Here is a 10,356-nt window from a genome sequence, read left to right as displayed (position 1 = left end):
CCGGCTACCACTGCTCGACAAGGACGCCCTGCGCCTGCTCGACGCCGCCGCCGAAGCCGCGCGCGGCGAACTGCGCCCGGAACGGCCGACCCAGTTGGAGATTCCCATCGCCTACCGCCTGGAAGGCTGAACCGGGCCAGAGGTACCGCGACGATTTGCCGCATTGCCGCCGACACAATCCATTCATTAGATTTGGCGCTCGTTTCCGAAGGCGCGCAGGGACAGGGACCGTCCGGCACGGCAGCCTTTCGGAACAATCCCATCCTCGAACAAATAAAGGGAAGACAGATGCGCGGCGACACCAATCCTATTCAATTCCACGGCACCTTTGCAGGCGCGGCACTCGCGGCGCTGACCCTACTGACCTCTGGCCAGGCTCAAGCCGACTACGCCGTACCCCCGTCCTGGATGCCGATGACCATGCTCACCGTCAGCTTCGACACCGGTACCCAGACCCTGTCCGTCGTCGACCAGGACACCATGCCCGCCAAGGGCGGCGGCCTTTATCCGTCCTATCCCGTGCTCATGGGCATCAACACGGATGCCATGGGCAAGCCGGACCTGACCGCGACGGCCTACGCCGAGTACGACCCGAGCCAGCCCTGGTCGGTGCTGCAGGACCACGCGTTCAGCCGCCAGCTCGGCTGGTGGGCCGGCACCGGCGACGCCGCCGTCAACCTGCAGAGCGCCATCGAGGCCACCTACGGCGCCGATGCCAGCATCTGGATCGAACTCGTCAGCCAGTCGGAAGGACTGGAAACCTACCTGGCGGTCGGCAAGTTCGGCGTGAACGCCGACAACACCACGACGGTGGACCCGGACGCCGGCGGCTACACTGGCATCTTCGGCACCGACGCCAGTTCCACGAAGTGGCAGTGGGATTACCAGATGGACCACAACACCTACGCCGTGTCCTCGGCCTACCTGAGCGCCAGCGAGGTCTTCAGCGCCACCTACAAGGTCTACATCGGCGACAGCGCGGGCAACGAGTTGGCCAGCGCGACCGGCGCCAGCACCCTGGAGACCTGGACCTGGCAGGCGCCGGCCACGCTACCGGTGCCGGAACCGGAAACCTACGCCCTGATGCTGGCAGGCCTCGGCCTGGTCGGCGGCGCGGTGCGCCGGCGCAAGGCGGCCCGATAAGCGGCCGGATGTGCCATTTGCCATGTTCGAAAAAGGATACCAAATGAAAAAACTGCTATTGGTCAGCGGGGTAGCGGCGATGATCGCGGGCCTGCCCGCGGCGCAAGCCGCGGTCACCACCTACAACGTCGTCGAGACCTTCTACGAGCCCGACACCCAGCCCCGCAACACGCTGTTCACCGGCTCGTTCACCTACGACGACGTCGGCCAGACGGTGTCCGACCTGACCGGCTGGCTGACCGAATCGATGACCGGCACGGCGACCGGCGACGCGCCGTACTACGACATGACCCAGCTGTACCTGAGCTACCAGCTGTCGGCCGTATACGACGCCGAGCTGGGCGGCCTGCTGGTCACCACCTTCCTGAACGACAACACCAACACCTTCACCACCATGTTGGGCGGCGACGGCTGGTCGCCGGATTCGCACGGCGGCTCGGGGCTCTACTACGGTTTCCCGGGCAGCAACCCGGGCAACGCCTACGCCATGATCTTCGTCAACACCAGCGACCCCACGGCCGCCCTGACCCAGGCCCAGATCGACAAGCTGGCGTACGCCGACTGCGCGCCGGGCGGCATGATGGGGGCGACCTGCATGACCGGCACCACGGAAGCCGGCTACGGCAGCATCGGCACCATGAGCGGCTATCCGGTGTCGCAGGTGATCACGGCGGCCGTCCCGGAACCGGAAACGTACGCCATGCTCCTGGCCGGCTTCGGCGTCATGGGCTACGTGGCCCGGCGTCGCCGGGTGGCCTGATCGGGCGCCCCGGCGCGGCCGGCTACCGACGACTCGTGACGTATCGCCGACTGGCGCCCCTGCTCCTGCTGGCCATGGCCCCGTGCCGGGGCCTGGCCGCGCCGCCGGCCGAGGAGCCGGCCGCGGTGACTCTCGACACCGTCCTGGTCAGCGCCGACGCCGAGGAAACGCCGATCGGCGCCGGCGTCGCGGCGCAGGCCGCGGACCTGGCCCCGGCGCGCGCCGCCACCAGCGACGCCGCGGCCCTGCTGGGCGACCTCCCCGGAGTCAGCCTGTACGGCGCCGGCGGGATATCCAGCCTGCCGGTCCTGCACGGCCTGGCCGACGACCGCGTGCGCATTCAGGTCGACGGCATGGACCTGATGCCCGCCTGCCCCAACCACATGAACTCGGCGCTCTCCTACATCGCTCCCGAGCGGATCGAGGCGGCCACCGTGTTCGCCGGCATCACACCGGTCAGCGCGGGCGGCGACAGCCTGGCCGGCACCATCCAGGTACGCTCGCCGGCGCCCGAGTTCGCCACCACCGAGGGCGCGACGGTCAGTCACGCCCGGGCCGGCGCCTATTACCGCAGCAACGGCCACGCCCAGGGCTACAACCTGGGCGCGACGCTGGCCACCGACACGGTCAGCCTGTCCTACGGCGAATCGGACGCCCGTGCCGACAACTACACGGCCGGCAAGGCGTTCAAGGCGGCGGGCGCAGCCGCGCCCGGACGCGGCTGGCTGGCCGGCGACGAGGTCGGTTCGAGCGCCTACCGGGGCGCCCGCAACCGCGACTTCGGCCTGGCCGTGCGCCGGGCCGGGCACCTGTTCGAGTTGGACCTGGGCGAGCAACAGGTCGGCTTCGAGGGCTTCCCGAACCAGCGCATGGACATGACCGACAACCGCAGCCGGCTGGCCAACCTGCACTACACGGGGCGCTATGGCTGGGGCGAACTGGAAGCGCGCGTCTACCGGCAGGACGTACGCCACGCGATGGACATGGGCCCGGACCGCTTCTCGTACGGCTTCGGCATGCCGATGAAGACCGAGGCGGCGACCCGGGGCGCCCAGATCAAGGGCAGCGTGGCGCTCACCGGCGACGACCTGCTGCGCGTCGGCGCCGAACTCCAGAACTACGACCTCGACGACTGGTGGCCGCCGGTCGGCAGTGCCGGCTCGATGTGCTGCGAGGCGTTCTGGAACGTCCGCGACGGCCGTCGCGACCGCGCCGGTCTGTACGCCGAGTGGGAGGCGCGCTGGTCGCCGACCTGGGTCAGCCTGCTCGGCCTGCGCGGCGACCGCGTGCGTGCCGACGCCGGCACGGTACAGGGCTACAACACCAGCATGGGCATCTGGACGACCGACGCCGCCGCGTTCAACGCCCTCGCCCGCAAACGCACCAACCACAACTGGGACCTGACCGCCCTGGCCCGCTACGTGCCCGACCCCGCGCACAGCTACGAGGCCGGCTATGCGCGCAAGAGCCGGTCGCCCAACCTGTACGAGCGCTACCCCTGGTCGACCAACGCCATGGCGGCCTTGATGAACAACTTCGTCGGCGACGGCAACGGCTACGTCGGCAACCCGGACCTGAAGCCCGAGGTCGCCCACACCCTGAGCGCGAGCGCCGACTGGCACGCCCCGGCCGGCGACGGCTGGCAACTGAAGGCGACCGCCTACCTGACCTACGTCGACGATTTCATCGACGCCCGCCGTTGCGACTCCGGCCAGTGCAGCGCCGCCAACGCCACCAAGACCGAGGGCTTCGTGATCCTGCAATACGCCAACCAGGACGCCCGCCTGTATGGCATTGACGTGGCCGGCCATCGGGCCCTCGGCCGCCTGGGTGGCTATGGCGAGTTCACCCTGAAGGGTGCCCTGAGCTACGTCCGGGGCGAGAACCGGCGCACCGGCAACGACCTGTACCACATCATGCCACTGAACGCGAAGCTCACCCTCGAGCAGCGCCTGGGGGCATGGACCAATGCCGTTGAGCTACAGTCGGTCGCGACCAAGACCAAGGTGTCCACGGTACGCAACGAAGTGCCGACCGGCGGCTACACCCTGGTCAACCTGCGCAGCCGCTGCGAGTGGAAGCACACCAGCGTCGACCTCGGGGTGGACAACCTGTTCGACCGCTATTACGAACTGCCGCTCGGCGGCGCCTACGTCGGCCAGGGCATGTCGATGTCGACCGCGACCCTGCCCTGGGGGGTCACCGTCCCGGGCATGGGACGATCTCTTTACTTGGCGCTCAACCTGCATTTCTAGGCTGCCATGGGTCCGCCTAGGTATTTTTGCCAATTGAAAGGGCGTCAACCGGGCCTTATCCTTGCCCGCGGTAGCTGATACAAAATAAACGGGAGGTTGCCATGTACCGATGGCCAAGCTGGCTCTATGAGCCTTTGCCATATCTATATCTATTGGTTGGAGCCGGCGCCGCAGTCGGCTTCGATCCCCTGGTCGGCCGTTTCAGCGGCCTGCTGCTCATCATGGCGGCGGTCATGATCCTGGTCATGCGGCGCGACTACCGTACCTGCCACGCCTGCCAGAGCTACACCCGCTCCGACTGAGCGCCTTGCCCGCCGGCCGCGACGGCGGCCGCCCGGCAGGCTATGCTTCGGCGGTCTGCCACAACGCGTTCCAGGCATGTCCGATTCCTCCCGGCCCGGCGGCCGGATTCCCGCCGGCATCTGGGTGCTCGGTTTCGTCAGCCTGCTCATGGACGTCTCGTCCGAGTTGATCCACAGCCTGCTGCCGGTCTTCCTGTACACCAGCCTGGGCGTATCGGCATTGGCCATCGGCCTGATCGAAGGGGCCGCCGAGGCCACGGCGCTGATCGTCAAGGTGTTCTCCGGCGCCCTGTCCGACTGGTGGGGCCGGCGCAAGCCGCTCGCCCTGCTCGGCTATGGCCTGGGCGCCGCCTCGAAACCCCTGTTCGCCCTTGCCACCGGCGCCGGCCTGGTCGTCGCGGCGCGCCTGATCGACCGGGTCGGCAAGGGCATCCGGGGTGCCCCGCGCGACGCCCTGGTGGCCGACCTGGCGCCCGCCGAGGTGCGCGGCGCGGCGTTCGGCCTGCGCCAGGCCCTGGATACCGTCGGCGCCTTCCTCGGCCCCCTCCTGGCGATGCTGTTCATGCTGCTCTGGGCGGACGACTTCCGGGCCGTGTTCTGGGTCGCCGTGGTGCCGGGCGGCCTGGCCGTCGCCCTCCTGCTGTTCGGCGTGCGCGAATCCGGGCGGCCGGCCGACGGCCGGCGCGGCAACCCGATCCGGCGTGCCAACCTGCGCCGCCTGCCGGCCGCCTACTGGTGGGTGGTGGCGGTCGGCGCGGTGTTCACCCTGGCCCGATTCTCCGAGGCCTTCCTGGTCCTGCGCGCCCAGCAGGGCGGCCTGCCGCTCGCCTTCGTGCCCCTGGTCCTGATCGCCATGAACGTGGTCTACGCCCTGACCGCCTACCCGTTCGGCAAGTTGTCCGACACGGTCAGCCATCGCCGCCTGCTGGCCTGGGGCCTGGCCGTCCTCATGGCGGCCGACGCCTGCCTGGCCTGGGGCCGGCACTGGTCGGCGATCTGGGCCGGCATCGTCCTCTGGGGCCTGCACCTGGGCCTGACCCAGGGCCTGCTGGCGCGCATGGTCGCGGACAACGCGCCGGCCGACCTGCGCGGTACCGCCTACGGCGTCTTCAACCTGATGGCCGGCCTGGCGATGCTCCTGGCCAGCGCCCTGGCCGGCCTGCTCTGGGACCGTTTCGGCCCCGGCTACACGTTCGCGGCGGGCTTCGCCTGCGCCAGCCTCGCCCTGGTCGCGCTCAACCTGCGCCCCGGCGCGGGAGCGCCGCAACCCGAAGGGTCGGCGCGCCCCTAGCCGAGCCAGGCGCGCACCAGCGGCACGCCTTTCCAGACCAGCACGGCCAGGCCGACCAGGAGCGCCAGACCGAGCAGCAGCCTCGGATGCCGGCGCACCGGCAGGGCGAGGCCGAGCACCAGGATGCCGCCCGCCGCCCAGGCCACCACGGCATGCAGCCTGGCGTCCGCGAAGGGCACCGCCAGGAGCAGGGCGGCACTGGCCGCCATGGCCATGGCGTACAGGCTCAGGAAGACGCGCGAGCGGCCGCGCTTGAGCAGGGCGCGCACCAGGATGTCGAGCACCACCAGGGGCGTGCGCACGGCGGCGAAGACACCGCGCAGCCATTTCAGCCCGGACCCCTTGCCGGACAAGGCGGACACGGCCACGGCGGCGGCACGCGTGGCCAGGGCGGTGAAGCGGTCGCTGCCCGCCTCCTGCATGATCTTCTCCTCGCCGACCCGGGCGCCGCGGAACAGCTCGAGCAGTTGTTCCGCGGACAGCGCGGGGGCCCCCGCCAGCGGGGCCGGGGGCGCCCCGGGCGGGAACAGGGCGGCGCGGAAGCGCTTGAGGAACTTGGGGCCGTTGCCGCTGGGGTCGGCGCCGTCCAGTTCGTCGTCGCCGACCGCGTCGGCCAGGGCCGGCAGTTCCTGGCGCAGGATCTCCAGGTGCAGGCGTTCCAGGAGCATGGCCACGCATTCCGGCAACTGCCCGGGCAGGCCGTCGTCGCGGTCCAGGAAGGCCAGCTCGGCACGCAGCGCGGATTCCCGCGCGGCCCAGCGCCCTTGCAGGAAGGCGGCGTCGCCGGCCGCCTCGGGCAGCCCGCCCAGGGCGGCCTCGCGCAGGTGCGCCAGGGCGGTGGCCGCGCCGGTCGGGACAGGCTCGCCAGCGTACCCGAACAGGCGTGCCAGGCGGCCCGGGTCGAGCAGGATGCGGACCAGGCGCTCGGCCCCGTCCAGGCGGCCGAACATCCAGTCGTTGACCCGCCAGGACGCCTTGTAGAAGGCGCCGAAGTGGGCGACCTGGACCCCGGCCAGTTTCTGTTCCAGGCCCTCCGGCCCGCCCAGCGGGCTGGCCGCATTGGCGCTGAACTGGACCAGCTCCAGGTATTGGTCCTGGGTGGTCTCGGCGCCGAAGGCGTAATGCACCACCTCCAGGGTGAGCGGCCGGCGCCAGGGCGCCGGCGCCCGGCCCTCGGCATCCGGGCGGTCGAGGAAGTCCAGCAGGGTGCTCAGCTCCGCGTACTCGTCGCTGGCGCGCCTGGGCGCGCCCAGGGCGAGGACCTGGCGCAGCAGCGGCAGGACGGCACCGAACAGGGTGCCGATCTCGCCCGCCAGGGCCGCGAACGGCCGCGGCGCCGAACCGCCGTCCTCGGCGTCGGCATCGAACCGGCGTACCCAGGTGGTGACCTCGGCGGAGAGCAGATCCTGCAGGCCGTTATCGCCGGCGCCCGACTCCAGCGCACGCAGGCGGGCGGCCAGGGCGCGGCCGCGGCCGACCCAGTGGCCGCCGTCGAGCTGGCGCAGGCGGTCCAGTTCGGCGACCAGGTCGTAGGCCTTGCGGCGCGCCTGTACGAGGCCCTGCCAGGCCGGCTCGGCGAACTCGCTGCGGCGCGCCGGCACCAGGCCGACGCCGCGGCGCAGGAGGTCGAGCACCATGGTCATGACGTTCTTCAGCGTATACAGGCCCCAGCGCCATTCGCCGGCCGCCTCGGCGTAGGCGAAATCGTCCGGCAGCCAGGGCAGCCGGGGGAATTCCAGCAAGGCGTCGACGATGCGCTGGCGCGCCCGCCGGCCGAGGGCCTGGCCCTGGCCGGCGGCGCCCTCGACCAGGGCGAGGGCGATGTAGTCGGCCGCACTCTGGGCGCGGCGCAGGCGATAGCCCGGGAACACCGACTCGGCGATCCGGTCGGCCCCCTCCCAGTCGAGCGAGCGGGCGACCAGCAGGCGGGTGTCGCGCTGGCTGGCGACGCGCCGGTTGTGTTCGGCGATGGCGCGCAGCTGTTCCGACACCGACTCCACGCGCGGGATGTTGACCAGGGCGGCCAGACTGGTGCCGAGCAGGGAGGGCACCTGTTCCGGGTCCTGGGGCGGCGGATCGGGAATGTAGCCGGGGTCCGGCACCACGTAGGCCAGCACCCGCCGCACCTCGCCTTCGGCGCGCTGCCGGAAGATGGCGTCGATGGCCGATTCGAGCGGGTTGTTGTCGAGTACGCCGCCGTCCACCACGTAGCGGCCCGCCGGCCAGTCCTTGTTGAAATCGGTGTGCCCGGCCAGGCACGGCACCGGCACGCCGCCGGCCTTGCGGCGCTCGTCGCGGCCGGGCAGGTAGAAGGGCTCGAAGGCGCCCGGGAAGGAGGCGGTGGCACGCGCCGCGGCGGCCAGCTTGGCTACGATGTCGGCCTCGGCGAAGTGGTCCTCCGGCGTGTCCGGGCCGCGCCGGAACTTGATCAGGCCGCGGTGGCTGACGTCCCGGATCACGGTGCCGAGGTCGTCCGGGAAGTCGCGCACCTCGCCGGCCAGGACCGTGGTGGTCAGGGTCAGTTCGATGGGCACCTCGGCCGGCGGCTGCAGGCCTTTGCCGGCCTGGCGCTGGACCTGCCGGAAACCGTCGGCCATGGCGGCGTAGAAGTAGCCGCCGTCGAGCAGCGAGGGCGGATCGTCCTGGCTGGCGTCGCGCAGCAGCCGGACGATGTCGCCCTTGGCCAGCCAGATGCCGCGCAGGGGGTCGAGCGGCTTGCCCTGGCTCATGGCCAGCGCCAGCAGGGCGCCGTTGATGCCGCCCGCGCTGGTGCCGCTGACGATGTCCACCCGGGGGCGCAGCCAGAGCGCCTGGCACAGGCGCCCGTATACGGACTCGCGCCGCACCAGGCGGTTGATCTCCTGGGCGACGCCGCCGATCCAGACCGCCAGGCTGACGCCGCCGTTCATCACCAGGGCGATGCGCAGTTCCTGTTCGTGGAAGGCGTCGTGCGCGGACGCCGGGGTGCTGTCCATTCGTTACCTCCTGTCGTTCGGATCAGTCGTTCGGGTCAGACGGGCGGTGCCAGCAGGCGGACCAGGGCATTGCGATAGGCCAGGAAGGTGGGCACCAGGGTGGCCAGCTCGACGCCCTCGTCGGGGGCGTGGATGGCCCGGTAGCCGACCCCGAGGCCGGCCGTGGCCGGGATGTCCAGGGTGGCCAGGTAGTTGGCGATGCTGGACGGCCCCGCCAGGCCCATCGGCACGGGCTGGCCGAATGCCTCGGCGGCGGTCGCCGCCAGGGTCGCGGCCATGACCTGGTCCGGGGCGAGCCGATAGGCCGGCCAGCCGGGCTGCCAGGCGATCTCCGTGGCCGGGGCGGCGCCGTCGCCGTCCAGTTGCGCGACGACGTCCGCCACCAGGCGGCGGGCGGCGGCCGCGTCGAAAGTCGGGGTCAGGCGCAGGTCCAGGTGCAAGGCACAGCGGTCCGGCACCATGGCCCAGCCGACACCGCCGTGGATGGCGGTCGGGGTCAGCTTGGCGGGCAGCGGGAAACCGGCCTCGGCGCCGGGCAGGGCGACGCCGGCCAGTCGCTCGAGCAGGGCGGCGGCGCGCGCGATGGCATTGACGCCGGTCCGGCTCGAGGCCCCGGAATGGGCGGCCACGCCGTGCACCACGATGCCGGCGCGCAGGAAGCCGCGCGCCCCGGTGACCAGGCGATCGTGGCCCGGGTAGCCGATCATCACGCCGGCCGGCGCCGGAGCGCCGAATCGTTCCAGGTAGGCGTACAGGCCGGCGAACCCGCCGGTGTGCTCGTCGGCGTCGAACAGGAAGGCGACGCGGCCGGCAAGACGGTCGCGGCCGGCGTTCAGGTCGGCCAGGACATGGCAGAACACCGCGATGCCGGCCTTGCTGTCGGCGCTGCCGCGCCCATACAGCCAGCCGTCCGCGATGCTGGCGCGGTCGGGCGGGTAATGCCAGGCGGCCGGATCGCCATAGGGTGCGGTGTCGGCGGTGGCATCGAGCAGATAACGCGGTCCGGGACGGTCGCCGACGATCTCGCCGCATAGGCCGACCGGCCGGCCGGCCGGGTCGGTCAGCCGGGTGGCGGCGATACCGTGCCGGTGCAGCCAGGCGTCGATGACGTCGAACACCGGCCCGGGCGCGTCGATGCCCGCCCGGCTGGGTCGGGATACCAGATCCCCAGCAGGTCGGTCATGGAATCCAGGTGGTCCGCGGTCACCGGCATAGCCCCCCAAAGCCCGCTCAGATGCGCCGCCGGGGCTACCGGCGGCATGCTCCATTATGGTCGATTATGCACGCCGGCGGGCTCAGGCGCGCAGGGTTCGGCGGACGGCGGGATCGAGGATGGTCGAGGGGCGGCGGCGCCTGCCGATGCGGCCGTCCAGCACCCGGACCGCGGCGCCGAAGGCGCGCCGGCAGGCGGCCGCGCTGCGCAGCATGACGTGGCCGGCCCGGTTGGCGCTGGTCGACACCAGCGCCATGCCGAGGCCGCGGCACAGGCGCGCCGCCTCGGCGTGGGCGGTGACGCGCACGGCCAGCTTGGCGTGGCGGCCGGTGAGCCAGCGCGGGCAGCGCCGGCCGGCCGGCAACAGCAGCGTGGTGGGCCCCGGCCAGTACTCCGGCCAGGCGGCCGGCGGCTCGG

General features: G+C 71.7%; 8 protein-coding genes. 5 read left to right on the top strand and 3 right to left on the bottom strand.

From position 1 onward, the window contains the following. Positions 1 to 288 precede the first annotated feature (288 nt). The 5 genes from EZJ19_RS16465 to EZJ19_RS12250 all read left to right on the top strand — a co-directional run bounded on the left by EZJ19_RS16465 (position 289) and on the right by EZJ19_RS12250 (position 5,751). Positions 289 to 1,143, top strand: a complete 855-nt coding sequence (locus EZJ19_RS16465; protein WP_240754754.1) for a PEPxxWA-CTERM sorting domain-containing protein — start codon at positions 289 to 291, stop codon at positions 1,141 to 1,143. 43 nt (positions 1,144 to 1,186) lie between these two features. Continuing rightward, positions 1,187 to 1,903 (top strand): PEP-CTERM sorting domain-containing protein, encoded by a 717-nt coding sequence (locus EZJ19_RS12260; protein WP_165873567.1) that lies wholly within the window; start codon positions 1,187 to 1,189, stop codon positions 1,901 to 1,903. 35 nt (positions 1,904 to 1,938) lie between these two features. Further along, entirely contained in the window at positions 1,939 to 4,158 is a 2,220-nt protein-coding gene (locus EZJ19_RS12255; protein WP_206199416.1) for a TonB-dependent receptor, read from the top strand. A gap of 152 nt (positions 4,159 to 4,310) precedes the next feature. Next, positions 4,311 to 4,460, top strand: coding sequence for a hypothetical protein (locus EZJ19_RS15910; protein WP_165873566.1), 150 nt, complete (start codon positions 4,311 to 4,313; stop codon positions 4,458 to 4,460). A gap of 76 nt (positions 4,461 to 4,536) precedes the next feature. Next, the gene (locus EZJ19_RS12250; protein WP_131447978.1) at positions 4,537 to 5,751 is read left to right on the top strand and encodes an MFS transporter; all 1,215 of its coding nucleotides are present in this window, start codon (positions 4,537 to 4,539) and stop codon (positions 5,749 to 5,751) included. Here the strand turns inward: EZJ19_RS12250 and EZJ19_RS12245 are convergent. From EZJ19_RS12245 to EZJ19_RS16650, 3 genes are all read right to left on the bottom strand, one after another. Further along, positions 5,748 to 8,726 (bottom strand): patatin-like protein, encoded by a 2,979-nt coding sequence (locus tag EZJ19_RS12245; protein ID WP_131447976.1) that lies wholly within the window; start codon positions 8,724 to 8,726, stop codon positions 5,748 to 5,750. The genes EZJ19_RS12250 and EZJ19_RS12245 overlap by 4 nt on opposite strands. A gap of 35 nt (positions 8,727 to 8,761) precedes the next feature. Next, the gene (locus EZJ19_RS12240) at positions 8,762 to 9,844 is read right to left on the bottom strand and encodes a M20 family metallopeptidase (RefSeq protein WP_206199415.1); all 1,083 of its coding nucleotides are present in this window, start codon (positions 9,842 to 9,844) and stop codon (positions 8,762 to 8,764) included. 177 nt (positions 9,845 to 10,021) lie between these two features. After that, positions 10,022 to 10,303: an L-threonylcarbamoyladenylate synthase gene (locus tag EZJ19_RS16650; protein WP_276320113.1), complete on the bottom strand. Its 282-nt coding sequence runs from the start codon at positions 10,301 to 10,303 to the stop codon at positions 10,022 to 10,024. Between the last annotated feature and the right edge of the window lie 53 nt (positions 10,304 to 10,356).

The sequence above is a fragment of the Parasulfuritortus cantonensis genome, from assembly GCF_004337445.1.
Lineage (GTDB): Bacteria > Pseudomonadota > Gammaproteobacteria > Burkholderiales > Thiobacillaceae > Parasulfuritortus > Parasulfuritortus cantonensis.
This window is presented reverse-complemented; position numbering and strand designations above follow the sequence as displayed.